This window comes from Aeoliella straminimaris (assembly GCF_024054565.1).
GTDB lineage: Bacteria > Planctomycetota > Planctomycetia > Pirellulales > Lacipirellulaceae > Aeoliella > Aeoliella straminimaris.
The window spans coordinates 76129-103120 of sequence record NZ_JAMXLR010000004.1; the positions used below are offsets into that span (position 1 = coordinate 76129).

Genomic DNA, 26992 nt, shown 5'->3' on the forward strand with positions numbered 1-26992 from the left:
TGTAGATGGCGCCTGGGCACCGTTAACGTTTTGGCCGAGTTCTTCAGTTCTCGTCTGGAAAACCTTCTCTCGGAGGAAAGTGGGTAAAGCGTGTCCACGCTAGCGATGCAGCCTCACTGGACCACTGTTAACTCGAGCCCGTTTCACCGCCTTCCGTCGTTGTGGCCTCCGGCGGATTTAACGCGTCAGGCGATTTCTTCCTCCGGTGTGGCCAGCACGCCAGCACCGCTGGCAGGATGACCAGGTCGCCGACAATGGCCCAGAGCAGGCCAATGCAGAAGACCATACCGAAGCTCCGTGTCGTGTACGACTGACCGAGCATCACGACGCCAATTCCGCCAAGTAGAATCACGGTGGTGGAGATCACCGCATCGCCTAAATCCCGATAGGCGTTCACAATGGCGTCGCGAACCGATTCGCCCGACCGATACCTGCGACTGAAGCCGGCGATGGCGTGTATCGTATCGTCGACAGCAATGCCGAAACACATGACGAACACGGCGGCCCCGGTGAGCGTTACCGACTGACCAGTCAGCACCAGCGTCGCCGCCAGGGCTGCCATTGGAAAGACGTTCGGCAAGAAGGCGATGGCGCCTGCCTTGAACGATTGGAGGGCAAGCATGAGTACCCCCAACGTAACGGGCACCGCCATGAACAAGCTCATCGCCAGATCGTCCATGATGAATGTGCTATTGGCAATGCCCTTGACCGCCGAATCGGGCACGCCAAAGTGGAACCCCGGATGGCTCACTTCCAAGTCAGCAAACTGACGCTGCACGTTTTCCAGCATGTCAAAGACCGGTTCTCCCCCAGCATCCTCGCACCTGGCCAGCACGAGTGCGCGGCGGCGATCGCGATCAAAGATATTGTTCAACTGCTCGCGAGGAATCTTTGCCAGGTACTGAAATAGCGATTTGGTGTTCTGGTCTTTTTCGGCCATCGACTGGTACATGTTGACGATCGACAACGGCGGCCCCAGGATCTCCTCGCCTGCCAGCACCTCATGGGCGGCCGCCACGGCGTCGTACACCTGCTCTGCGGTAACGCCGGCATCCGAGTCCCACCGAACGGTGGCCACCACTGGCAAGGCGCCACCAAAGTTTTCGTCGATCAACTGAAACGCGGCCCGCGTCGGGCCCGAGGTCGGCAAGCCATTGCCAACTCGCGGATCGGTTTCCAGCTGACTGGCAAGGTACAATGCCCATGCCGTGACCAGCACACTCGCAATCATTGTGACTACGCAATGGTCGACGCAGAACGTTACCAAATGAGTATGCCACTTGGTCTTGTCCGGCGTCTGCTTTTCTTCCCGCGGAAGCTGAATGAAGTTCCCGAGCACCGAACTGCCCAGCAGTGGAACCACCGTCATCACCGACAGAAAGGCCAAGACCACCGCCAGCGCGGAGCACAAGCCAAACTCTGCCAGTACGTTGAGTTCGGCAATGCCCAGCGAAGCAAAGCCGATGGCCGACGTCAGTGACGTGAGTGCACTGGGAAAACCGACCAATCGAATGGTGGACACGGCGGCGTGCAGCGGCTCGGCGCCTTTGCCGCGTTCGTCGCGTATATGCATCAACATATGCACCGAGTCCGTCAGCCCAATCGCCAGGGCCAGCGGTGCGATGACGGCATTCACCGGATTTATGGAAATGCCCAGCAGCCCGAGAATTCCGATTGTCCACACCACTCCCAGCACGGCTCCCGCCAACACAATCGCAACCGAAGCAACACGGCGGAAAATCACGTAGGAAATAAGGATCGCCAGCAGCGGGCCCACGATGTTAAAGATGATCTCATCGCGGGCGGTCGCCCTGGCCATCTCGATGCGAATGGCCGGGACACCTGTCACCATCGCGGAAACGCTCGTTCCCTTGGACGTACTCGCGATAACCTGCTTGATGTCCTGCACCATGGGAGCAAGCAGCGCCGTGGTCGTCAGCCGCGGGTCGACTTCCAGCGCGATCAGCGTCTCCTTCCCGTCCGCCGAAATCAGCTGCTCGCGGGCCATGGGATGTTCCATCACCAACTGCCGAGCCTTCTCGATCCGCTCGATCTCTGCATCCGGGGGCGGTACCACCCGTGCAAAAGTCCTTCGACGGCCAACTCGCTTGGGGGTACGCAGGTCGTACAGAGAGACCACGCCCACCACGCCGTCGAGTTGCTTGAGCTCCTGACTAGTCTGCTCGATGACCCGTAGTGATTCGGGCGTGAACATATCCTCGGCCGCAAGCATCACCAGAATACCACGGTCGGTGCGGGCGCCAACGTCCTCGCCGGTGGAAGTGTCCCGCTCCTCCCTGGAGACTAGCAATCCAACAATGTCGTCATCGAACTGGAGTTGCGTCACTCCATAGATCGAAGCCAGCGTCAGAATGGCGACCAGAAACAACACGAGCGATCGGTGCCGCTCGAAGAAGTCGGCATGTGCGTCGATAACCGTTTGCGTGATTGACTTCTTCATGTCGCCAATACTGAGAAATTGCAGCAGCCCGCCCTACTGCTTCTTCAGAATGAACCCCTCCAAGTACCAACCGTCGTCCGTCGCCACACCTGCGAGGGCCGCCAACCCAAAGTGCTGTTGAACCTGCTCGAACGGTGGTAGCTTCGAACCGTCAAACTCAGGCTCGTTGATTGCTGGTGGTTCTCCCATGGCGATGTTGTTCAAAAGCCCCTTAAACGATTTACCAGCGAGGGGCTTCCTACCTTGGCGGAACAACTCATAGTCAACGTGCACTGCGGGCCCCAGACGGGCAAAGTACTCGAGGCATCGCTCTTTGCCGAGTGGCTTCCAGTAGGAACCAGCTGCCTGCAGGTCGACGCTGTCAACCATCGATTCGCCCCCAGCAATGGCATCCTCCAATATCTGTGCGTCCGTGGCGAACATCAGGTGACCGTTGGCCACGCACGTGATGAAACTGGGCTCTTCACTTCGTTCGGGCTCCAACAGCGAGTCGCTAAAACCGTCGCCCTCCTCCACCGTGTAGGAGAAGTACGCTTTGTGGCCGGCGATTTCCTGCATTTCAACGTTGGAATCTGCTTCCATGGCTTTGGAGACGGTGGCGGCCAAGGCCGCTTCGTCCGTGGTGGCATAGGCAATCAACCTTTGCGGAGAATTGGGAGTCACCGGCAACACGTCGCGGGACAGCAGCACGGTCTGCGGCGACAACTTGGCATAGACCTCCTGGTCAACGTCGATCTGCGCACCCGCGGGATCCTCCTTGAGGGAGTTCTTCAGGTCCTCGTACAGACCTTCTTCGCCTTCGCCGTACACGTCGTCGAAAAGGGGGCCGAAGTACTTGGAAAATTCTTGGAAATCGACATTCAAGAGCATAAGGCTATCGTTATCACCCCGCACCCAAGCCGGAAGCTTCATCGTTGCGTTTGGCAAGTTGCAGACGCGCATACCGTTCTGCCAGGGCTTGGGGGCGTAGATCGCCAGTCGTAGATGAAAATCAAACTCACCCTGGCCGACGGTCAACAGCCCTCCCACAGCCGAGATCGCGTCAAAATTGTGTTTCCGGGCAATTCGCAGGTTTTCCACTGTCCGCTCGTCGGGCTCCGGCGCTAACTGCTGTAATGCAGCCATCAAGTCCACTGGCACCAGATACAGCGTTGCGTCCGGCGATTGGTCGCCAGCGCTGGCCTGGCACCGTTTGATGACTTGCTGATAGCCGGGCTGTCGACTCAAGACTTCCGAGGAATCGGAATCCAAGTTTTGCAGCAGCACTTTCAGAATCGATTCGGAGTCGGCGCACACCAACTCTCCATCCCGCTGGCAGTAAAACAAACTGCGCCGCGCGTACTGCCCCGCCGGTGGCAAGTCGAAACGGGTGACCGGGGTGCCAGCAATCTCTATTTCATCCTTCCTGGCTTGCTCTTTTGCCATCGCCGCGTCGATCTTCGCCAGCAGTGCTTCGGTTTGCTCCGCCCGCCCGGTGACGTTGGCCAGCAGCACTCGCGCGGGAGTCTCGCCGTCAGCGTGCACCACCGCCCAGGCGACTTCTCCTTCGGTGAGGTCTTCGACGTCGTCGGATTCAATCCCCAGGTCGATCCACAACACACTCAACGGGTGGTTGCTGGCCTCTTCACGCATCTGACGGGGCAGGTCATCGAGAAATGGTTGCACGGCCGGATCCGACAGCAAGCCGCCCAGCTGCGTAGCATGAAAACGCTTGCTGTACTCTTGCTCGTGGGCCACCGACCAACAGAACTTGGTCGCCGCAGGAAGCAGATCAACCGCGGGTTTAGCAGCAATTGCACGTCCGGCCGTGACCTGGAGTACTAAGAAGGCGAGCCAGAGGAGCGGCAACTTGCAGCGATCCGCCAAGCAATCGTCAGCCATGAGTTCCCCTTTCGGAGGGAATGGGAAGACAGGTTGTAGAAAAGAAGACGTGCGCCATCTGGCACAGCGACTCGGTTTTGCAGCAAGGCCGAATCCTACCAAGGTTGTACTCTGACGCCCCACGGCAGTTTCCATTTTCGACTGCCTGGCCCGCCACATCAAGTACTCCAGCCATATTTCAACTGCCGCCGTAGGACCTGGAGGTGTGGCGGGTGACGGCTTGCGAAACGAAACCTGATTCGCTGTGGATGCTACTGCAATCGGCAAGACCAGCTTCTACGGGAATTGTCGATTCGAAGTTGTTTTACCGCGGAGGCCATGTCCTCGGCCGTCGAACCTTGCTCGTCCTTGCCACGTCGGACAGAGGCCCCGCCGCCAACCAGTCTTTTGTCCGGCTTCCGCCCCGCCCGGGTGCGCCCAACCTCTGGCACTCCGCCACACCAGCTTTCGACAAAGTGCACCACGACCGATACGACATATTGAGACCAGCGATTGGGCCGGGTGGAAAACTAATTCAACCAAAACACGCGAAATGTATCCAGTATCTGTTGCGCTTCGTCGAGATAGTGCTGCGCGACTTCCTCATTGTTGACCACCACGAGCAGATCGTGCGACAGGACGGAAGTGTTGTACCAGTTGAAGCTGCCATCAAGAACGATTCGCCGATCAATCACACATTGCTTGGAATGCACTGGCGAATAGGGAACCGGTCGGTCGTACACGCCGTAAACCAGTGCAATCGGAAGGCCGGCGTCTTTCAATCTCTGCACGGCCGGCAGCAGCGGGCGGCTGAACTCCTTCTCCATGGTCCGTGGCTTACGGATATCCCCTTGCCAGGCCAGGTGCCCGTTAAGGATAGTACGCACTTTGACTCCACGCCGATGAGCATTGATCAGCGCATCGACGATGCTGTCGTGATGCTCGCCGCGTAGCTCACCGAGGAGGAACAGGCACAGGTCGATGGACTTCTTCGCACGGTTGACTTCGGAAAAGAGGGCGTGATGCGGGCGATAGTATTTGCCATTGAGCATGGCATTTCGTCCGAAAGTATAGAAGAGATTGAACGGGCTTCGCGGGTCAATTCCGTACCGCTGAATGACTCCGCCGCGGAGGGACTGGAAGATGTTATCCAGCAATCGGCACATCCCCTGAGAATGGAACGTCATGCCCGATTCCCAGTTGGCACCCCACTGCTCGAAAGTGATGTTAAACGAACCAATGATGCTGTCTTCTCCATCGAAGATGATGAATTTATTGTGCATGTCCGTTGCCACTTCCGCCAGCGCATCGCGCGTGGTGCAAATCTCGCCCAGCAGTTCAATGCCAGAGCGCTTCAACTTGAGGTAGTTCTTGCTGTTGGTTAGCGTCATCTTGCGCCAATCAACGATCACTTGCACCAAGACCCCAAGTTCGTGTGCGTATAGCAGATGATTGCAGAAGTCCTTGTCGTCAATGCAATCTACACAGACCTTGATCGCATGAAGGCCCTCTGGGTCTGTTTGCTTTTTCCAGATGACTTTGTCGATATGGTCATGAATAAACCGCTTGGGATGGTACGGGTGCCAGGTCTGACCTTTCGTGAACTTGGGAATGAGATTCAGCGATTGATAATTGTGGTTAATCCAGTCCACATCGCACTGCAAGACCCAGTCGTTCAATTCGACTGTTCGATAGTCGTTGCGTGTCGACCATTGCTCGGAGACCTCGCAGTTCTGTTCTTCCGGCCGCGCGACAAGCGGGCCGTCCATGAATATGTACTCGAACTCGGAAGGTACGGACTTGAAGTGGTGGTGCAGAATGTAGGAGAACTTCACGCACGTGACGCGGCCCTGATGCATCGACTGCATGTGGACAAAGAAATCACGCGTCACCCGCTGGTGCTTGTCCCATTGCACGTTGATGGGGTCGGTGTGAGCAATGTATTGCTCGTGACTGCCATCTTCGAAGTAAACCTTCACGATGACCTTGATGTTGAGGTCGGTGCCCCAGTCGACATCGAAGGTGAGCGTTCCCCGTCGCAGATAAAACAGTTCGCCAAAATCGTTCCGGCGTTCAAACGGAGTTTCCAACCGGGCATGGGTTGGCCTCGCATAACGCTCTGCAAAGTAGGAACTCATATGGTCGGCTACTCTTGAGGACTACAACAGTTCAAATTCTACGTAGTAGCCTGTGTGATCAGAAACACGCCCGTACGACTGCTTGGTGAAAAGTTCGCGAGCATTCAAGGAATGAACGCGGGAGCCTCGCTTGAGAAAGATGTAATCGATGCGGCCATCATGGCCGATCGCCTTGCCAATATCCGCAACGCCGGTGCCGAAAACGCTTTCGAACGCCGGCCGGTTGATGAACTTCAGGTACTGGTCCTCGTATTCGCTCGACCGCACGATGTGACAGTAAGCATCGGAACCAGCCTTGATGTTGAAATCGCCGCACAGCAGCGTGGCGGTCACGTTGTCGCCGTGACGCTCGTCGGCCCAATTCCGCATGCGATCGAACTGGGTGTAAAAGCCATCTTCCGGCCAGCTTAGGTGGGCGCTAAACAGATTCACTGGCCCAAAGTAAGGCACATGGACTTGCGCCATCACGATGCGGCGGGCATGAATGTCGTAGATGTCCTGACTGTCCGACACGTACCCCGAGTCGGTCATAGAGAACTCATGCTTGCTTAGAATGGCCACGCCTTCGCGATAGCGATCAAATCCCAGGTGGGAAAAGTCGGTATGCAGGTGATACTGGAACGGCAGATAGGAGTTGATTACCCGCGCGGCGTTCGAGGCCCAGTCGCCATGGCCGTCGTTCCAGTTCTCTGCAACCTCCTGAAGGCAGACCAGATCGATGTGAAAGTCTTGGATCGCCTGCGCAATCTGGCGGAACTTGTAGTCTTGATTGCTTTCTTGATAGCAATGCAGATTTAGTGTCAGCACCCGCAGGGTGCTGCGTCGAGCCTGGTAATTGGCGCCACCGCAGTTCTCCCAGATAGTTTCCTTGTCGGACTCGCATTCAATCGCGTATTCCACGCGATAGGAGTGCTGTATCGGTACGCGTCCTGTCCAGATTTCCCAACCATGCCGGTTCGGATTCCGCGCCACACTGCCACGAGCCATGTCCCAGTGATTGGTGCGATTGAAACAACGCGTTACGTGACTGGTCTGCCACTTGTCGGTCGACCAGTGAATCCGCACATTCTTCGCGTGCAGCGAAGATCGTACCGCCGCGTCGATCGAAAGGGAGACCTTTCCGCCCTGCAAGACCGGATGATGAAACAGGTTCTGCACAGGCACATCGCGATAGACGATCACTCCCGAGTCGGCGTCAATCCGATAGTCCAGGCCATGGTTGTTGTCCCAATGGGTGTGCCCGGCACAGTGCAGGCACACCGAGAAGCGAATGTCCCCAGGTAGGGAATGTTCGGGCGTCAATGGACGGCGTGTTCTGGCACACCACAATTCGCTGCCATCAGGCAACGTGCAGTGATAACCCGCCTCGAGTTGATGCCACTGGCCATCTTCACCGCGCCAGTGGACCTCTAGGTTTTTTTGGTAGGAAAGATTCTCAACGCGCACCATGTACGACATCTCTTGCCAGATGCCCTGCATGGTGCGCGAGATGATATTCTCGGCGTATTCAATTCTGACATACTTCATCTGCGCACTCGAAGCCCCGAGTTGGAATGCCGTTCCGTACAATCATAGTTTACCTGGACGCCAGGTCCAAATGCGGTGGCCCAGATCCGCCTAACACCTGCCCCCTCCCACACCCCTCGTCGACTAGCGGACCACCGCCTACACGCAGCGGCTACTACAGCGGCTGATGAGGCACCCCACCATCTCGCTAACCATGGATACCTATGGCCATCTGCTACCTGGCCAGGACTTACAGTCCGCCGATCGCCTGGGGGCGATGGTAAGCGGCCGAGACGACCAGCCGGTCACACTACGACTGACAGGCACCGACGATTGTGTAACTCCCGGCGCAACGCGTAAGATGCTTTCTAGTGCATCCACGTGCAATGGCGTGCAGAAGCGTACGCGCGAGCACTTTCTTCCGCGATAAATGGGCGAAAATGATCTTTGGACCTGCATTCCTGGCCTGAGCCCCGAGACGAGGAATGGCCTATCGCTCTTTACCACTAGGCCCACACTCAAAGCATTTCCATGGTTCGCTTCAGGACAATGTAAGAAAGCATTGAGGCTGTCCTGGTGCTTCCATTCCTCAGGTCTATTCCCCTTAGGCAGATACTTGCCAGTCAATTCTCGCAGAGGTCGTCACAACCGCCGCGCCGAATGAGTTTTTGTGCGAGCGGGCGGGCGATACGCATAAAGCCGGTGTAATGGAATGCTATAAGCGAGTTTGAGCGGCAGGGAATTGTAGGCGGTGGAGTCGACCTCCGTCACTTCTGCGTTGGCAGTCGCCACGCTGAAAAGGCTACTTCTGAGGGATCTGCCAAGCGGTTTTCTTGAGCTAGCGCAAGCCGAATATGCCACTTCCCGCACGTCGCAAAGTGTCGCAGGTGAATGACGGACGGTGTATGATGTGCTGTCTTCTCTATTCGACCCTACCGGTGCGAACGAATCGCAACCGGTGGTGGACGGGGGTACTGAAACACACTTTGGCGATCGTGACCCTGTGGTCGATGTCACCCAGATCTTGTCTCGGATTGAAGCGGGCGATTCAAACGCCACAGAGCAGCTATTGCCACCGGTCTACGACGAACTTCGCAAGCTGGCCGCTGCGAAACTGGCGCATGAGAAACGCGGACAGACCTGGCAGCCGACGGTCCTCGTGCACGAAGCCTGCGTCCGCTTGGTCAAGTCGGATAAACCGCAGCAGTGGAATGGGCGTGGGCACTTTTTTGCTGCTGCGGCGGAGGCAATGCGGCGGATACTGATCGAAAATGCCAGGCAGAAGAAGAGTCAGAAGCGAGGCGGCCGCTTGCAGCGGGAGGAACTGGTGGAGGTCGCTATTGATGACGAGCACAGCGACTGCCTCGACCTCCTCGCGTTGGACGAAGCCCTGACAGAGCTGGAAGCAAGATGGCCCGTGAAAGCGGCCGTGGTCAAGCTGCGTTATTTTGCCGGGCTGACGACCCAGCAAACGGCTCAGGCTCTCGGCGTGTCCCGCGCGACGGCGGAGCGACATTGGACGTTTGCCCGGACGTGGTTGTATGCCCAGCTTCAGGGGCGTGGCTAGATTCCCGCAACTCGGATCTTTGTAGATTATTCGGGATTTGAGTGAGGGCGCTTGAACGGCGTTTTCGCACTGTTATTTGGACCCCTGCTGTATTTGACGAAAGTGGAGGACTCAATGGCAGACCTGCACCGCAATCTCGACTCCGTGTTCATGGAGGCGTTAGCCTTCCCTTCCGCTGAGCAGAGAGACGCTTATCTGGAGGAGGCTTGTGTCGGGAATCCAGAGTTGCGGGAAGAAGTTGACCGAATGCTGGCGGCGCACAAAGAGGCCGGCGGCTTCCTGGAACAGCCGCCCGCCCAACTGGCCGACGCGCTGGACGCCGGGTTGGCTCCGGCGTTTGCCGACGGAGAAGTCGTTGTGATTGGCCGCGCCGGTCACAGTGTGTTCAAGAATTTAGGCGCGACAGTCAATCTTTCGCGCGTGGTGCTGCGGGAACCGAAGGCGGAAGGCCCCGAACCGATCCAGCGGCCGACTTCCTCCGAACTGCCAGTCCAGCACGACGACCGCCGGTATCAGTTGCAGGGCGAGATCGCCCGGGGTGGCATGGGAGCGATTCTCAAAGGCCGCGACACCGATTTGGGGCGCGACCTGGCAATCAAGGTCCTGCTGGATGAACACAAAACCAAGCCACAGGTGATCCAGCGTTTTGTCGAAGAAGCCCAGATCGGCGGGCAACTGCAGCATCCGGGCATCGTCCCGGTGTATGAGCTCGGGCAGTTTGCCGACGAGCGGCCCTTCTTCAGCATGAAGCTCGTCAAGGGCGAGACCCTCTCCAAACTGCTGGCTGAACGCGAGCAGCCGACCGACGATCGCGCCAAATTGCTAGGGATCTTCGAGCAAGTCTGTCAGACGATGGCCTATGCGCACTCGCGGGGCGTGATCCATCGCGATCTGAAGCCCGCCAATATCATGGTCGGAGCGTTCGGTGAAGTGCAGGTGATGGACTGGGGCCTGGCCAAGGTGCTCTCGGCCGGCGGCGTGGCGGACGAAAAGAAGGCCCGCGACACGCACATGGGCACCAGCATTATTCAAACGCTACGGAGCATAGGCAGCGATACGCCGGGCACCTTTGGCGCGGTCGGTTCGCACACGCAGATGGGCAGCGTGATGGGCACCCCCGCCTACATGCCACCGGAACAAGCGTTAGGTGAAATCGACCACCTCGACGAGCGAGCCGACGTGTTTGCGCTGGGCGCCATTCTGTGTGAGATTCTCACGGGTAAGCCCGCCTATGTGGCCGACGATGGCACGCAGGTCTATCGGATGGCTTCGCGCGGAAAGCTGAACGAATGTTTCGAGCGGCTTGATGCGTGCGGGGCCGACGAGGATCTGATCGCACTTACCAAGCAATGCCTGGAACTGGAGCCGGCGGACCGACCGCGCAACGCGGGAGTGCTGGCAGGACGCGTCACGCGATACTTGGAGTCGGTCGAATGCAAGCTGCACGAAACGGAGATGCAGCGAGCAGCCGAAGCGGCCCGGGTAGTGGAAGAACGCAAACGGCGTCGCGTCCAACTCGCCCTGGCAGCGACGGTGCTACTGTCCTTGGGAATCGGCGCCGCAGCCTGGAGGAGCATAGAAATCGAGGCCATGGAGCGCCGCGAAGCTGCGACTTCCAAAATCAACAGCGCCCTGAACGCTGCACTCGTGCATCAGAATCAAGCCAATGTGGGCGAGTTGGGCGATCAACTTGCCGCGATCGATAAGGCAGTCCTCAGTGCAAAACAGGCGGCGGAACTGGCTGAGCAGGAGGACATGGACCCAGCCATTCGAACACGTGCGAATCAACTGTTCAGCGAGCTCACGTCCAGCGCCAATAGCCTGCAAAGCCTGGCGGAGCAAACTCGGAAGAACCAGGCGTTGCTCGAAGAACTCGATTTGATCCGCCTCAGTCAGGCCGGCGGTAATGTCAGCGATATCTCCGCGGCTGAGAATCTGAATCCCCGCGCTCGACAGCAACTTGGTACCGACGGCGAGCCTTTAGCACAAGCAGAGCAGTCGGAGCTGGACGAGTCGACGCACCCTGGAAACCCGCTGAAGCAGTATCGCTCCTTCGACATGGGCTCGGCCGCCAAGTTGTACGAGCAAGCGTTTCGCCGATCAGGTTTTGACTTCGCCTCGTTGACCACGACCCACGCTGCGAAGTTAATTCGCGCATCGGCCATTCGCGAGAGCCTTCTGTCCGCCCTCGACAACTGGGCGCGGGTGCTGCCGGAAGCGGTTGCCGAGGGCGCCACACCATCGGCGGACCGTGGCGCCACGGGAATTACCCGCGAAAGACTCTTGGAAATCGCCAGTGCGGCCGACCCTAGTGATTGGAGAAAGCAGTTGCGGACTGCGCTGGCTGCAGGGAAAACCGAGCGTCTCAAAGAGCTGTCGGTCAAAGACGACATCAGCGGGCAGTCTCCCTCACTGATTGCCTGGCTGGGGGCGGCGCTACGCGAAGCGGAGTTGTTGGAAGACTCCGTCCGCGTGCTACTCAAGGCCCAGCAACAGCACCCAGGGGATTTTTGGCTGAACTACGAATTGGGCCGCAGTCTGGTCGAACAGGGCGGCACTGCCGAAGGTCTTGGTTACGCCCGCGCCGCTGTTGCTCTGCGCCCACAGAGTGCCGGCGCCCTGATCGGTTTGTGCGCCAACTTAGCAAGAGTGAGGCGGTACGAGGAAGCGGAGGTTGTCGCCCGCCGCGCCTTGGAACTCGATCCAAGCTCGGCTGTCGCTGTGACTAACATCGGACAGGCCCTGTACGGCCGGGGTAAACATGACCTGGCAGCCTCGGAGTTCCGAAAGGCCATCGACCTCGATCCAACTTACATCCCGCCTCGCCAGGTTATCGCCGATATTCTAAAAAATGACAACAAGTGGGGGGAAGCCGAAGAAGTGTACCGCAAAGCCGTCGAGATCGAGCCGTTAAACGCTGACTTGCATATCGGCTTGAGCTTCAGCCAGTACAAGCAGGGGAAGTACGTGGACGCGGTCTCCGCGGGCCGCAAGGCGGTCGAACTCAAGCCGCGATCTCTCGGTGCGCGGAATGTACTGGCGATCGCACTTGGAGATAATGGGCAATTCGCCGAGGCGGAACTCGAATACCGCCTGGCGATTGAGATAGATCCCGAAAATCCCGTGGTTAGGACCAACTTCGCCATCTACCTGCAGATTAATGGAAGGCAAGACGAAGCCATCGAACAGCTGCAAAAGGCACTGGAGGTTAATCCATCTTATGCACGGACTCGCTCCCTGCTCCGCGATGCCCTACGGGATCGCGGGCTCCAACGCGCCGCGAGTGGAAAACGGTTCACTTCGTTGACCGACTTCAACGAGTGGTTTCGCTTGGCAGAAAATCGCGATCAAAAAACCAGGGTGCTGGCGAGACTTCAATTATTCCCGGATCTACTCAAGAGATTCGCCGAAGCACGCCCCGATAACAGGCAAGTTCAACTGGCCCTGTTGGCGACTCCGGGAGACGAGAGCGATGAGTTCCAATTGTCCAACGCGCGTGCGCAGATGTTGCTGGATTGCGAGCAGGAGCAGCTTGCCCATCCGAAAGACAAAAACGCGGCATTCGACCTCGCTGACATGCTACTGCAGCCAGAGGTGACGCAGTGGCAAATCCTCGACCCCGTTGATATGCAAGGCGCCGGCGGCACCACGCTGACGCGGCTGCCGGACGGCTCGATCATGGCCGGTCGACGTCTTGGCGCTCAACTGGACCCGTATCGTTTCGTGGCAAAGCCGCAACTCGAATCGATCACCGCCATCCGCCTGGAACTCATCCCCGACACCTCTTTGCCCAATTGCGGGCCCGGAAGGGGCGATCATTTCCCCAACTTTGGCAACACTCAAATAAAGGAAATTCGATTGTTCATGCGAGATGTAAATGGTGAAGAGACGCCGATTGATCTCATAGACGCAGTGGCTTCGTACGCGCCGGAGAATCGCAAAGTTGGACGGGCAATCGATAGCGACGAGTGGACCCAGTGGAATGTCTGGGACCGCTGGGGCGAGTGGAACGCGGGGGTCTTCCGTCTGGAGACGCCGCTGTCCATCAAGGAATCGCAAGAACTCGTTGTCACGCTCCAAGACTATATAGGGACTTCTCTGGGGCGGTTCCGGTTGTCTGTAACCAGCGATGTCAATGCGTTCCAGCGCGAGTCGGTTCGCTTCGCTGCGATGCGCGAGACCGATGCATGGAAGCGACTGGCGTCCGCTTACCAACTGCAGGGCAATGACATAGGGTTGAATCGGCTGATCGTCGATCATCCAGAGAAAGCTCTCGAATTAGCCAAGCTGAACGCCGAATATGGACGGTGGAATCAGGCCATTGCCGCCTACAGCAGGCTGATCGAGGATTCTCCAGAGGATGTTACGTTGCTGACCGCCCGCGCCGCCGGGTACTTGGCGACGGGGCAACTCGAGTTGGCCCATGACGACTTAAAACACGTCTTTAACGTCGGCCCGAACGAAGCCGCGGCCAAGCTGTTAGCCGAGGTGTTGTTAGCTCAAAGTAGCGAGAACTGGACTGTGCTGGAGCCAACGGAGATGGAATCTGCAGGCAGGGCGACACTGACGCGCCTGGCCGATGGATCGATCCTGGCGAGTGGCACAAATACAACGGGCGATGCCTACACGATCGTTGCCGAGGCCGACCCAATGCAAGTGACCGCGATTCGACTGGAGGCGCTACCTGATGACTCACTCCCCAATCGCGGTCCTGGACGAGATCCTGAACGGGATCTAGGGAATTTCGACATGGCCAACTGGGAGGTGAGTTTGCAGACGCCGGGCGGCGAAGAAGTGCCTGTGTCCTTGCGGCAAGCTGTGGCCAATCCTCCAACTCGAATTCCCATCACCCCGACAACCTGGAACATCAGTGGCGGCGTATCGCAGCCACTCACGGCGACCTATCTTCTTCAAGAACCGGTCGATTTCCGGCAAGGTGTCCGAACGAAGTTCCGGATGCAGTTCTCGGACAATGAGGACTGGCCGCAACAGAATCTGGGCCGCTTCAGGCTTTCGGTCAGCGCTGACCCCAATGCCTTCCCGTTTGCGAAGGCCCGCATCGCCGCTAAGCAAGAAAGCGATCCGTGGAAGAAACTGGCTTGGGCCTACTATCTCGCGGGCGATACGCCGGCGCTGAACAAACTCTTGCAGGACCATCCGGAAGTGGGAGACGCAATCGGCGAACTGCAGCTTTTGGCCGGACAGTACCAGCAGGCAATTGCTTTCTACGACTCCCGCATCACGCCGGAAACCGAGGACGCAGATCTGCTGGCCAAGCGCGCTGCAGCCCACGCAAGGCTGGGGCAATCGGATCTGGCCAAGGCCGATTGGCTACGGGCCGCCGAACTCCAATCCGATTTGCTGGATACTGAGTTCCAGCGCTTCCAGCAGGCACAAATGTGGCCAATCGCCGCTCAACTGGGACAACTCCTGCTCGACCAGCAGGCGGAGAATTCGAAGCAGATGGAGGGGGGGGATGTCACATGCCTACAAGTTGCCGCCGTACGGGTACTCGCCGGCGATCAAGCAGCTTACTCTGACTTCTGCCACTGGATGACCCAGACGTATGATGGCTCGGAGAGTCCTTTGACCGTGCAACGAGTTTGCCATGCCTGCCTGCTGACGCCTGAAGGGATCGACGCGTTGAAACTTCCTCTCGGCAGTCTTGCTAAATCTGTAGAAAATGACTGGGCTCCGTCTGACTGGTTCCCCCCGTGGATCTGGAGCACCCGTGCCCTGGCGGCTTATCGCACCGGCGACGCCGCACACGCCGTCGAGTATGCGGAACATTCGGATCGATTCGAGACGAAAGTTGAGTTGGGGCATGCGATGAACCTGGCGACGATCGCCATGGCCCAACAGGATCTCGGCAAACACGACGAAGCCGTCCGCGCCTTGGAGGAACTCTCGCAGATTGTCTCACGCCACAGCTGGTACGAAAGTGAGAACAACCAGGACCAACTGATCGCCCGCATCCTGCTCCGCGAGGCCGAGGCGAAGGTCCACGGTGGCGTGAAACCATAGCGATGATCGCCCCGCTTCGGGTTCCGCAGCCCTTCAGTCAATGGTGAATGACCGAACTAACGTCGGTGGAGACGACCTCCAGCACTTAGTGGCTTTGCTTCGTGCTGTCGGCTGGACCAACCGACCGGAGTTGCGCGCGAAGCTAACGCGCAGCGGTCTCCTCCGAGATTTGACACCTCCGCGCCTTGGAAAAGCTCCTTCGAGCTGGCGGACGATGCAACCTCGCTCAGATGGCCAATCGTTGAATTGAGCGAGGTGTGCCTACCGACGGCAATTCATGGGATGACCACAAATTTGCACTTTTGCGGGTTTCTGACTACAATTGCGAACCACTGCATTGCAACACCCATCGCGCTCTTCCGGACGAGGTGGCCTTAGTCGCTGCCGTTCCATGGAAAATCAACTGTTTTAGGTATAGCTTAGAGGAAGCGAAAATACCCGAACCCTACCTTGTAATTGATGTATCGCTAATGCCATCACCACTTCGAGAGAATGCCATGCACCTGAATCACCTTGCCACCTCACTCGCGGTGACCGCCTTCGCCTTCGCGGCCACGACGGCACACGCGTCTATTGTCCTCCAGCCCGTCGGCGCCTCCACTGACATGGGAACGGACAGTAACGGGGCTTTCTCCACGACCAACGTGATCGACCAGTCCGGTTTGAGCACAAGCTATACGTCGTTAGTCACGGATTTCGACGCTTATATCGCCAGCAACCCGACACACGACAGCGCTCCCAGCCGTAATACTTGGGAATCCGTTAACCCAACCGGGAACTTCGACTTCGACTTGGGCGGGACGTACACGATCAGTTCTTTTGCGCTGTGGAACGTCGGCCAGGACGCCGGCTCGAATATCATTGATTTCACGCTCTTTGCAGCCAACAATTCGGCGTTCAATAGTGCGACGAACCTTGGCAGCTTTTCAGCCGACCCGAACACCGGCGACGTTTTTACGGTCTCGCCGGATGTCTTTACGTTCGCCCCGACTTCCGCGTCATTCGTGAGGATGCAAATCACCGCCAACAACGGCATTTCTCTTACCGCCTTCGGCGAAGCGGCCTTTGCTGCCACGGCCGTCCCCGAGCCGGCCTCAGCCACTGTTTTTGCTGTCCTGTTGGGTGCCGTCGCCTTTCTCCGTCGCCGATCCGCCTGAATGACTTCTCAAACCCACGAGCGGCTTCCGGAACGAGAGGCCGCTCGTCTTATTTGAGTGACACCCGGCATCGGCAAGAACCAGAAGGTGCGGTAGTTCGTCGGAGCGTCGAAGAGACGCTTAATGGTCTCTTGGAGGCCGAAGCGGACGAGCTGTGCGGTGCGAAGCGGTACGAGCGAAGCCCGGACCGCTTGGATACGCGAGCCGGAAGCTACGATCGTGGGCTGCAGACGAAGGCGGGCCCGGTGAAGCTCAAGGTCCCTCGTCTACGGAGTCTGCCGTTCGAGACGCAGATCATCGAACGCTACCGACGACGCGAGTCGTCGGTCGAAGAAGCCTTGATGGAGATGTACCTGGCTGGAGTGAGCGTTCGCCGGGTGGAAGACATCACCGAAGCATTATGGGGAACACGAGTTTCACCGAGCACGGTGAGTGAGCTGAATCAGCAGCTTTACGAGCGGATTGAAGCGTGGCGAAACCAGCCGATTGAGGGCCAGTTCGCCTACGTGGCGCTGGATGGGATCTGGCTGAAACGTTCGTGGGGCGGGGAAGTGAAGAACGTGGCGGTGCTGGTTGCCATTGGCGTCGACGAGGACGGCTATCGCCAGGTGCTGGGTGTGTGTGAAGGAGCCAAGGAAGACACCGAGAGCTGGCGGAAGTTCCTCCGGCACCTGAAGGAGCGAGGGCTCAAGGGAGTTCGCTTGGTGACCAGTGATAAATGCTTAGGGCTGGTAGAAGCCTTGGCCGAGTTCTATCCCGAAGCAGACTGGCAACGGTGCGTGGTGCACTGGTACCGCAACGTCGGTTCCGAAGTTCCTCGGCACCGGATGAAAGAAGTGATGGCGATGCTCAAGGCGATCCATGCCCAGGAAGATCGCGAGGCGGCCGAGAAGAAGGCCATCGATGTCGTGGAGAAGTTGCGAGCACTGAAGCTCCAGAAGGCTGCCAAGACCGTTGAAGAAGGCGTCAGCGAGACGCTGCGGTACATGGCCTATCCTCGCGAACACTGGACACGGATTCGCACGAACAACGCGTTGGAGCGACTGATGCGTGAGATCCGTCGGCGGACTCGCGTGGTAGGCGCATTCCCCGACGGGAACAGTGCCTTGATGCTGGTGGCCGCCAGGCTGCGGCACGTTGCCGGCACCAAGTGGGGCACCCGAAAGTACCTCGACATGGAGCGATTGCAGGAGACCAGCGGAGGGGCCTCGTAGGCCGCGCCCGCTGTTAACTTCTCCGCAGCTGCGCCGCTACGAAGTTAACAGCGGACCTACCAGCAGGGCTAAACCTAAAATCAAATGTGCGCAGGTTGACAGACGCTACCCCGAACCCATGGTTTACCGGATCATACTGTTGACGGTTTCCACTTGCCACCGTTGGCCAAATTTTTGCTTCTTGAATTGGGTTCGCATCTGGTTACGCCAACGTCCTTTCAGGCGATTCTTCGTCGGTCGGCCGCGCGTGGCAGGAATGAACTTCCGTGCGCCACACTGCTCGCGAGCGGGAACCTTAGCGTTAATACGTGTCGTTTGAGCCGTTGGCGTTGCCGGTATTCGTCCCCGCTCCGGAGCCGGGCGTCCCGGTGACGGAATAGCCCGACGTCGTGTTGTTCGTTGCACTGTTGGTGGTGAGCGCTGTCGTGCTGCCGGCTGTAAAGTTCAGCTCGTAGCCGATGTCATTGCCGCTGGACGTGTTATTCGAGATCACACCACCCAGACCTTGCAGGAGTTGCATTCCGTTCGTGCCATTCCCGTCGAACACGTTATTGCTGACCGTGCCTGTCCCTGTAGTTGCGCCCAGGAACAATCCGCTCTCAAGATTGTTTCTTGCCACATTACCCCTGAACGATCCTCCGGTGAGCTGGGCAATTTGAAATCCCGAATCCGTATTGCCATCGGCAGTGTTGTCGGCGATCGATCCACCGGCAACCTGGGAAAAACTATACCCTCGACCTCCATTGTCATTGGCTGTGTTGCCCGTTAGTTGTCCGCCATTCATGTTTTGGACGAACATCCCCGCCCCGCTGTTTCCGTTCGCAATGTTATCGGAGATCGTTCCGGCGTTCAGGGTCGCCACGATCAGACCATCAGCATTACGTGAAAAGATGTTGTTACTTATTGTTCCGCCATTGAAAGAGGAGATACGCAGCCCGACGAGCCCGCCGGTTACTGAGTTGTTTACGATATCGCCACTGACGCTAAGCAACTCGATGGCTCGGCTACTAGCCCCATTGACGACGTTGTGGTTGAGATTGATGCCTGTGATGTTTGCGCCAACAATCCCTTCAAACGGATCCGTGATCGTAAATCCAGACACTTCCGTATTGTTTGCCAACGCAATCGCGGCGCCAGGATTAGGAGCATAGAGAATCTCGGTTACGCCTCCCAGCCCCGTCAACGGCATTGCAAGCGTACCGAACTGAGTGCTGAGTGAATGGGACCTGCTTGCCGCCAACAGTCGGGTGCCGGGCGAGAGAATGATGCTGTCGCCCACGTAGAGCCCTGGTTGGACCAGCACGACATCGGTGCCCGCGTTGCTAGCTGCCGCCAACGTTCCGTACGGTGTTTCGGCGGTTCCGTTTCCGCTTGCACCCGTTTGCACGTGCGTGAAAGTCAGTACGTTTCCAGACACCGAATCGCGGGCAAGTTCCGTTGAATTGACGACGTTTGCTTCAAGCGTTGTAACCGGTACGTTGTACTGCCGCCGGACAGGCACTGCCATTCGCTCGCATCGCGATTGGCCCGAAGGCGATGCGCCGCCGAAGTACCAAACCAATCCGGTGGAAGTTGTCGTACCGAACACCCGATCGTTGCGAATCGCCGCGTACGCTTCAAGCTGTGGTGTCAACCAACCTTGAACTCGTCCCATGGGTCCCCAAGCGTGGTTCGCGTCGCCACCCTCCGCCTGAAGATGATAGAATCCGAGGCCGAGTTCGACGGGCAGTGACCTCAACCTTCTGGCGACCTCGAAGTCGCCACCTTGCATTGAATCCAGCAGCAGGTCACCCGTTTGTTGCGTCACCGCCAGATTATTCGCTTGGTAATTCAGGCCGGTCACACGCGAGAACGGCTGGGAAACGGGACTGTTCGAATCCAAGTACACGTTGAAGCGGCTGCTCCACACGGGACCGAGAAGTTCCAGACCGAAGCCGTATTGGTGAACATCGTGATCAATCAAGTCGCTTTGGAAATCGCGACCATCCCAGTAGGCATTGACGCCGGCAATCAGGTCCCGTTGCTCGAAGAAATGCCTTGCACCAAGACCAACGCTGCCAGCATCATCCCCATAATTGTCAAGTGTGTATTGAAGGTCAGCGTACCACAGCCACGTGTGGTTGCCGTCATACAGCAACGGTAGGAACGCTCCGCCGCGCGTGTAGCCTGCTTCATAACCCGGTTCTTCACCGAACTGATGTCCAATCGATCCGCGAGAATCGATCTGGGCTGCCGCAGGATTTGTCGCGAGTGCAGATAGGACGATGAGGCTGATGTGCCAACATTTCATGAGCGCGATCGCCAATTGTCTGAGTTAGTATATATTAAGTAATTATCGGAGGAATGCTGCATATTTCTTTAGTCGGCCGAGCCAAGCAGCCAAGACCCGCGGACCACGAAATCTCGTGTAGTGATTATTTGGCGTACAGTCTTACGACGGGCGGAACTTGAAACGCTGCATAAGCAGGTCAAGCAGAAACGGGGGCAGGACTGCTCTGTCGAAAACCCGCTCTAGCTAGCTAAACCAACCGTTTGTCTGGTCCGTATCTTGGAGCATGGCGAAGACGAGCAAATCTCCGAAACGTATTCTGCGGGTCGCCCACCAGCTTGGCAAACAGAGGCTACGGACCTATTCACACCGCTTTAGTCCGAAGAAGTTTAAGAATCGCCACCCCACCCACGGATCGATCTGCAGTCTACTCGCCAAGCCATAACGGCATCGTGCACGCCATCTGACGGGATCGAACGTCGCCCGGCGCAGCGGTCGCGCTACCGCCTGCAGTTCGAAGAATCTCTACGGCGCAGCGGCTGGACCACCCGAAGCAATTTGAAGCTGACCGAAACTGATGGAGGTGGCAGCGACCGCCGAAGTTGCACGCGTGGTGCTTTTCGCCGGGTCCTCTCCCAATAGCTCCGGCCCACCGTTGAACATAACCTTCGCAGGGGAAATCACTACGCCTGCAGTTCTCTTCCTCACACCCGTGCAATCCGTTCCTTGCGACATGCATGAAACTGACGCAAACTATTGTGCCTAAACGAGTTGCGTCCAGCAGGGCATCTGTGCAACAAGGGTTCGAAGTAGCCAGGATAGAGGCCAACATCTGCAGTCTCAATAAGCGTTTGGTGGCCCAAATCCTAACTCAACCGACCCACTCCCCGCAGAGTACCTCGGCTTGCTCCAGAACGGTTCGCGTTGCACTCTCTTGCAGGTCCGGCGGATAGCCGTACTTCTTTAAGATACGGCGGACCATCACTCGCATTTTGGCTCGTACTGTCTCTTTGAGTTGCCAGTCGATCGACGCGTTGGCCTTCACCTTCTCGACCAGTTCCTGGGCGATGACGGCCAGCTGGGCGTCACCCATCACGTCCACCGCGCTCTCGTTGGCCGCCAGGGCGTCGTAGAAGGCCGACTCGTCGTCATTGAGACCCAACTGCTCTCCGCGGCCCTCTGCGTCTCGCATGTGCTTGGCCAGCCGGATGAGCTCGTCCAGGACCTCCTGAGTGGTGATCGCCCGGTTGTGGTAAGAGTTGATCGCCTTCTTGAGCATCTCGGCGAACGAACGTGATTGCACCACGTTCTTTCGCCTGCGCGTCTTGATCTCCCCTTTCAACAGCTTGCGAAGCAGTTCCACGGCCAGGTTCCGCTGCGGCATGTCACGCACTTCGGCCAGGAATTCGTCGCTGAGGATCGAGATGTCCGGCCGCTCGAGCCCAGCCGCAGAGAACACGTCGATCACTTCGTCGCCGGCAGATACCGCCCGGGAAACTAACTGGCGGATGGCGTGGTCGAGCTCGGCCGGGTCGCGCTCGCCGCTTTCCCGTTTCAAGAAGGCCGACCGCACCGCCTGGAAAAAGGCCACATCCTCGCGGATCCGCTCTGCCTCAGCATGCGTCGGACAGAGGGCGTACGCTCGCGATAGGTCATAGACCGTCCGGCACCATCGCTCCTTGCCATCGGCCGGGTCGGCGGCCAGCAAATACTCCTGCGCCGGCCCAAGTAGTGCCAAACGGTCGGCGACGCTGTCGGTCTTCCAAACGGACCAGTCAAAGCCATGTAGCATGTCGCAGCAGACCTCGTACTTCTCCAGCATCGCGGCGACAGCTTCGGCCGTGTCGATGGCCGTCTCACCGCGCCCACCGCTCTGCGTGTAGGTGTGCATCGCTTTCTTGAGCTGGTCGGCGATGCCCAGGTAGTCGACCACCAATCCGCCGGGCTTGTCGCGAAACACCCGGTTTACCCGAGCAATCGCCTGCATCAGCCCGTGCCCCTGCATCGGCTTGTCGACGTACATGGTCGTCAGGCAGGGGGCGTCGAAGCCGGTGAGCCACATGTCGCGGACGATGACGATCTGAAACTGGTGCTCGGGATTCTTGAAGTCTTTTGCCATTTCCTTCCGCCGCTGCTTGCTGCGGATGTGTGGCTGCCAGTCCAGCGGATCGGACGCCAAACCGGTCATGATGATCTTGAGAGCTCCAGAGTCGTCATCCTCGCTGTGCCATTCAGGCCGCAGAGCAACCAGGGCATTGTAGAGATCGACGCAAATCCGGCGGCTCATACAGACGATCATCGCCTTGCCGGCCATTGCTTCCTGCCGCTTGTCCCAATGGGCCACCAGGTCCTCGGCAATCAGCTTCAGCCGCCGTTCGGTGCCAACCACTGCCTCCAGCGCCGCCCACTTGGTCTTCAGCTGCTCCCGTTTCGACTCCTCCTCGCCTTCGGTGACCTGGCCAAACTCCTCGTCGATCTTTGGTAGCTGTCTCTCTTCGAGTTCCAACTTGACCAGCCGACTCTCGTAGTAGATCGGCACCGTCGCGTTATCTTTGACCGCCTGCTGGATGTCGTAGATGTCGATATAGTTGCCGAAGACCGCCTGCGTGTTCTTGTCGCCCAGTTCGATCGGGGTACCGGTGAAGCCGATGAATGTAGCGTTCGGCAGCGCGTCGCGCATGTGGCGCGCGAATCCGTCGATCATATCGTACTGGCTGCGATGGGCTTCGTCCGCCATCACCACGATGTTTCTGCGGTCCGACAGCTTTGGATAGACCGTCTCGTCTTTGGCCGGGAAGAACTTCTGGATCGTGGTGAACACCACTCCGCCCGAAGCCACGGACAGCAACTTTTGCAGCTGGCCGCGGCTGTCCGACTGCTGGGGTGCTTGCCGCAATAGCTGACTGCAGCGGGCGAATTGACCGAACAGCTGATCGTCCAGGTCGTTGCGGTCGGTCAGCACCACCAGCGTGGGATTCTTCATCTCCGGCTCGCCAATGATACGGCCGGCATAGAACGTCATCGACAGACTCTTGCCCGAGCCCTGGGTGTGCCACACTACGCCTGCTCGCTGGTCGCCGGTGGCCGGTGGCCGAGGATGCCGCTACGGTCTCTCGAGCCGCTTTCTCAACCGCATGGAACTGATGGTACTGGGCGAGAATCTTGTAAGTGCTGTCGCTGTCGGTGTCGTGCTCAAAAGCGATGTAGTGCTTGATGAGCGTCGTCACCCGCGACTTGTCGAACACACCACGGACCAGCAGTTCCAGCTCGATCAGCCCCGCCGGCGGATCGCCCCCGTCGATGGTCCGCCACGGCTTGAACCACTCCTTACCAGCCGTCAGCGAGCCAATCCGGGCGTTGAGTCCATCGGTGACTACCAAGAGCTCGTTGTAGGCGAACAGCGTCGGCAGCTGCAGTTTGTAGGTCTGCAGCTGATTGAAGGCACTCCAGATGGTCGCTCCCTCGTCCAGCGCGGCCTTGAGCTCCAGCACCGCGACCGGCAGGCCATTGATGAACGCCACGATGTCGGGCCGACGGTTGTGCTGGCCTTCCACGACGGTGAACTGATCGACCGCCAGGTAGTCGTTCTCGTCCGCATCGTCGCTCACCAGCCGCACCCGGTCTCCCTTCACGGTGCCATCAGCGCGGCTGTATTCCACCTCAACGCCATCCCGCAGCATCGCGTGGAATTTTTGATTATTCACTACCAGTGAGGGTGACGCCGGACGCAGCACCTGTTTGAGGGCATCCTCGCGAGCCGACTCGGGGATATCGGGATTCAGCCGATAGATCGCCTCCCGTAGCCGATCCACCAGCACGACGTCGCCATACGACTCCCGCTCCGCGCCCGGTTCCCCGGGGGCGATGTCCTGCCCGTGGGTGATCTCGAAGCCGAGGTCGGCGAACCACTGAAGGGTCTGCTGTTCGAGGGCGTGTTCGTTGAGAGGGTCGGGCATGGTTCTTGTCAGCTACGAGTGCTTTGTGACTTCAGCCATTTCTTGGCGACAGGATGCTTACGCCATGCTCCGCCAATAGCATCCATGCAGACGATCGCTTCGCTCTCGTCGCCTGGGCTATAGTATCCGGGGCCCTGCTTGGGCAGCCGCTTGCGACCCACGAGGTAGGCTTCGACGTACTGGTTCGCGTCGCGAGCTTCGGACAGTGCTGCGGTGGCTGCGTCGAGGTCGTCGTCCAAGACTCGTGCGAGCACACGAGCCCAGGCAAACATCGCACTACCCTCCTCAGCATACTCAAGAAGCAGGTGGTCCGCACCTTTCAGGTTGCCAAGCTCCAGATACCACCCCAAGAGCGAATAGCGGAGCCCCTGATTGTCGTTCGGATTCAGCCGCAACATCTCCTCGACGTGCTCGATCGCCTCCTCGGTTTCCCCCACGTCGTACAGCAACGAGGCCAGCTCCGCCCGCACGCGCATGTAAGGCCGAGTCTCCAGCAGGCCCCAGAAAATACCCTCGTTCTCGCGGAAGAACTTCTTGCCGAAATTCTTTTCGGCCCGGTCGACGGTTCGCCGGAGATTCTCGACCAGTTCGGCCTTATTCTCGCTGCCGAGCTGCGAGAGGATGTGCAGCGCGTCGATGCAGTTGGGGTCGATCTCGGCCGCCCGGGTCGCGGCGGCGGCCGCCGCCTCGTAGTCGCCGGAAGCCATAGCCTCCATGGCTTCGAACGCCAGTTCCTGGGCGTCGAATTGTCGGTCGGAACCGCCGCCGAACATGCCCTGCAGTACCGACTCGGACATGTGCGGCATTGGTGGACCGGAGGGTGGCTTGGTTTCCTTGGTCCGTTTGGTGGCCTTTTTGGGCGTGGCCTTCTTTTTGCTTGGTCGTTTGGCGATGGTTCACTCCCTTCGATAGGTAACGATTCACTCCCCCACAATCTCAGCCGCCTCGCCAACTCGAATCTCGCCGCTCAGCAGTTTCGGCAACAGCGTGTCGCGAAGCGCCGAGAGAGTTTGGGATTGCAGCGCATTCTGATAGCAGGATCGATATAGAGGGCCAGCGCATTGATCAAAAGCATGAAGAATGGTAGCAGGTGGCGAGCAGAAATGGAGGCGACGCATATCTGCAACGGTCACATGCCCAAGCCCCGTTGTTTGCTTGTTGCGAGCAATCTCGATTAGCGCGGGGCGCAGATACTTTAACATGTAGTAGACAAAGTGAAGCTGCGCCTCAGAATCAGCGTCTATCTTGAAGATGTGCTGGTTAAGCAGACCAGGACCAAGCGACCAAACAAAAGTATCGAGGGAAGTATCTGGGCTGCCCGACCACGAGTACAAAAGCGTGCCAGAGTCTATGCGGTACTTAGGGTCGAGGTCCTGCCTATTGGAGTACTTCGTCTGCGCAGAGATACCTGACTTTAATTCAGCAATTTTGATGACCGGTAGTCCATCCTCAGGCTCGCAAAAGTGCTCGCCACGAAATGTCGCACCATTTATGAAACGCGCTGTATCGTACACGGGAGATGTCCTCCACCCCCGCGGCACCTTCCCCAGCTCTGTATCCTCAAACCCATCCGGAAACAGGGCGGCCGTGGCGGGGTCCATGCCGGCGGGCTGGCGGCCGTCAAGTTTGGCCCGCACCGGGTCGAAGTCGACGAACCAGCTTTTGAACACGGCCCGGGCGATGCCCTCCAAAGTCTCGTTCATCCGCCGGTTCAGCTCAATCTTCTCATCCAGCGTCCCCAGGATACGGGCGATGGCCTTCTGCTCGGCGAGGGGAGGAAGCTGCATGCGAAGCTTCCGCGCTGCCCCCACATTGAAATGCTGTTGTACAGCACCTACTAGATGTGAATGCACATGGTGCTTCGCTGCGGAATTTAAATAGTAGACTAGGAAGCGTCGGTCGATTTCTGGCCCACAGCGTACGATTACAAGATCAGAGCAGTTTGCCTCAGGAAGAGTGTCGGGCACGAGAGCCGCAGCGCCTGGTTTCCCCGTTCGAACAATTACTACGTCCCCTGGTGACAACGTAGACTTCTTCAGCCTACCGTGGAATTCGCGGCTAATGTATTTCATGTCGTCCCACACAATATTGAATGGGTCGACATTCTTACTGCGTAAAAACGGCACTCCAGTTTCGACATACTCACTCGTCATCGAGCCCACGTGCCCAACGATGAGCTCTTCCGCGACATCTTCCAATAGGGCTTCGCTCCAGGTGCCATTCTCACTCCCCATAACCAAGCCCCTCCAAGTTCGACTTGATCGCCGCTTCCAGCTTCGCACTCTCGGCAAACTGCTCGCTGTCCGTATTAAACACCGTCGTCTTCCTTCTCTTCTGGCGGCTGGAGCTTCTTTGTGTCCTCGACGAACTTGTCGAAGTCGCTCGTGGGCTGGGTTGCTTCAATGCGGCGCTGAGTGGCCTCGTATTGTTCGAACTGTTCGACCGCCAGCCGATCAGCGACTTTCTTCTGAACTTTGCCAGCGTGCTTCAGCACCGCGCGGTCGTTAAACTCCAGAAACCCGTCTAACTTGCCGACCTAGGCGGCCATGGTCATGGTCTGGTGCCGCCGAGCCTGGTCTTCGGCGTAGTCGAGATACATGGTGACAACGCGGTTGAGCTCAGAGAGTTCGTCCTGGCTTAGAACGTGTTTTGAAATTGCCTGAATAGCCAAAAACAGCTACGGCTCCCTCTTTTGGTTAGCAGCCTCAAGGAAGGAGCCGCAGCATGAAAACGGAGTGTCAGTATTCCAGTGATTTGACGAACAAGCAATGGCAATCGGTTCGGCAGTTGTTGCCACCTCCCACCCGACGGGGTCGGCCGCAGATCGATCGTCGGCGGAT

At 58.2% G+C, this 26992-nt stretch carries 15 protein-coding genes and 1 pseudogene; 5 read left to right on the forward strand and 11 right to left on the reverse strand.

All coding sequences use genetic code 11. From position 1 onward, the window contains the following. Positions 1 to 127 precede the first annotated feature (127 nt). From NG895_RS01265 to NG895_RS01280, 4 genes are all read right to left on the reverse strand, one after another. A complete protein-coding gene (locus NG895_RS01265; RefSeq protein WP_252850628.1) occupies positions 128 to 2461 on the reverse strand; it encodes an efflux RND transporter permease subunit in 2334 nt (777 codons plus the stop codon). A 33-nt stretch (positions 2462 to 2494) separates the two neighbouring features. Continuing rightward, on the reverse strand, positions 2495 to 4342 hold the full coding sequence (locus NG895_RS01270; protein WP_252850629.1) for a DUF3352 domain-containing protein: 1848 nt from the start codon (positions 4340 to 4342) through the stop codon (positions 2495 to 2497). A gap of 509 nt (positions 4343 to 4851) precedes the next feature. After that, positions 4852 to 6459 carry a phospholipase D-like domain-containing protein gene (locus NG895_RS01275; protein WP_252850630.1) on the reverse strand — a complete coding sequence of 536 codons (1608 nt, stop codon included), beginning with the start codon at positions 6457 to 6459 and terminating at the stop codon, positions 4852 to 4854. 21 nt (positions 6460 to 6480) lie between these two features. After that, a complete protein-coding gene (locus NG895_RS01280) occupies positions 6481 to 7986 on the reverse strand; it encodes an endonuclease/exonuclease/phosphatase family protein (protein WP_252850631.1) in 1506 nt (501 codons plus the stop codon). Positions 7987 to 8179: 193 nt separating this feature from the next. On the opposite strand from NG895_RS01280, the gene NG895_RS01285 reads away from it, so the two are divergent. The 5 genes from NG895_RS01285 (at position 8180) to NG895_RS01305 (ending at position 17927) form a co-directional block, all read left to right on the forward strand. After that, the gene (locus NG895_RS01285; RefSeq protein ID WP_252850632.1) at positions 8180 to 8395 is read left to right on the forward strand and encodes a hypothetical protein; all 216 of its coding nucleotides are present in this window, start codon (positions 8180 to 8182) and stop codon (positions 8393 to 8395) included. A gap of 480 nt (positions 8396 to 8875) precedes the next feature. Next, on the forward strand, positions 8876 to 9532 hold the full coding sequence (locus NG895_RS01290) for an ECF-type sigma factor (protein ID WP_341871425.1): 657 nt from the start codon (positions 8876 to 8878) through the stop codon (positions 9530 to 9532). Between the two features lie 114 nt (positions 9533 to 9646). Then, entirely contained in the window at positions 9647 to 15556 is a 5910-nt protein-coding gene (locus NG895_RS01295) for a protein kinase domain-containing protein (protein ID WP_252850633.1), read from the forward strand. Between the two features lie 497 nt (positions 15557 to 16053). After that, positions 16054 to 16713 (forward strand): hypothetical protein, encoded by a 660-nt coding sequence (locus NG895_RS01300; protein ID WP_252850634.1) that lies wholly within the window; start codon positions 16054 to 16056, stop codon positions 16711 to 16713. Between the two features lie 53 nt (positions 16714 to 16766). Continuing rightward, the gene (locus tag NG895_RS01305; protein ID WP_252850635.1) at positions 16767 to 17927 is read left to right on the forward strand and encodes an IS256 family transposase; all 1161 of its coding nucleotides are present in this window, start codon (positions 16767 to 16769) and stop codon (positions 17925 to 17927) included. Positions 17928 to 18228: 301 nt separating this feature from the next. On the opposite strand, the gene NG895_RS01310 is transcribed toward NG895_RS01305, so the two are convergent. The 7 genes and pseudogenes from NG895_RS01310 to rhuM all read right to left on the reverse strand — a co-directional run bounded on the left by NG895_RS01310 (position 18229) and on the right by rhuM (position 26823). Next, positions 18229 to 20217 (reverse strand): right-handed parallel beta-helix repeat-containing protein, encoded by a 1989-nt coding sequence (locus NG895_RS01310; RefSeq protein ID WP_252850636.1) that lies wholly within the window; start codon positions 20215 to 20217, stop codon positions 18229 to 18231. A gap of 850 nt (positions 20218 to 21067) precedes the next feature. Next, positions 21068 to 23254, reverse strand: a complete 2187-nt coding sequence (locus tag NG895_RS31020; RefSeq protein WP_252850637.1) for a type I restriction endonuclease subunit R — start codon at positions 23252 to 23254, stop codon at positions 21068 to 21070. A 325-nt stretch (positions 23255 to 23579) separates the two neighbouring features. Beyond that, a pseudogene (locus NG895_RS01320) lies at positions 23580 to 24152 on the reverse strand (type I restriction endonuclease); the annotation flags it as partial. 8 nt (positions 24153 to 24160) lie between these two features. After that, positions 24161 to 24958 (reverse strand): tetratricopeptide repeat protein, encoded by a 798-nt coding sequence (locus NG895_RS01325; protein WP_252850638.1) that lies wholly within the window; start codon positions 24956 to 24958, stop codon positions 24161 to 24163. A gap of 114 nt (positions 24959 to 25072) precedes the next feature. Continuing rightward, complete coding sequence (locus NG895_RS01330; protein WP_252850639.1) at positions 25073 to 26350, reverse strand: restriction endonuclease subunit S; 1278 nt, start codon at positions 26348 to 26350, stop codon at positions 25073 to 25075. A 110-nt stretch (positions 26351 to 26460) separates the two neighbouring features. After that, positions 26461 to 26646 (reverse strand): hypothetical protein, encoded by a 186-nt coding sequence (locus NG895_RS01335; RefSeq protein WP_252850640.1) that lies wholly within the window; start codon positions 26644 to 26646, stop codon positions 26461 to 26463. Positions 26647 to 26688: 42 nt separating this feature from the next. After that, positions 26689 to 26823, reverse strand: coding sequence for a RhuM family protein (gene rhuM, locus NG895_RS01340; RefSeq protein WP_252850641.1), 135 nt, complete (start codon positions 26821 to 26823; stop codon positions 26689 to 26691). Between the last annotated feature and the right edge of the window lie 169 nt (positions 26824 to 26992).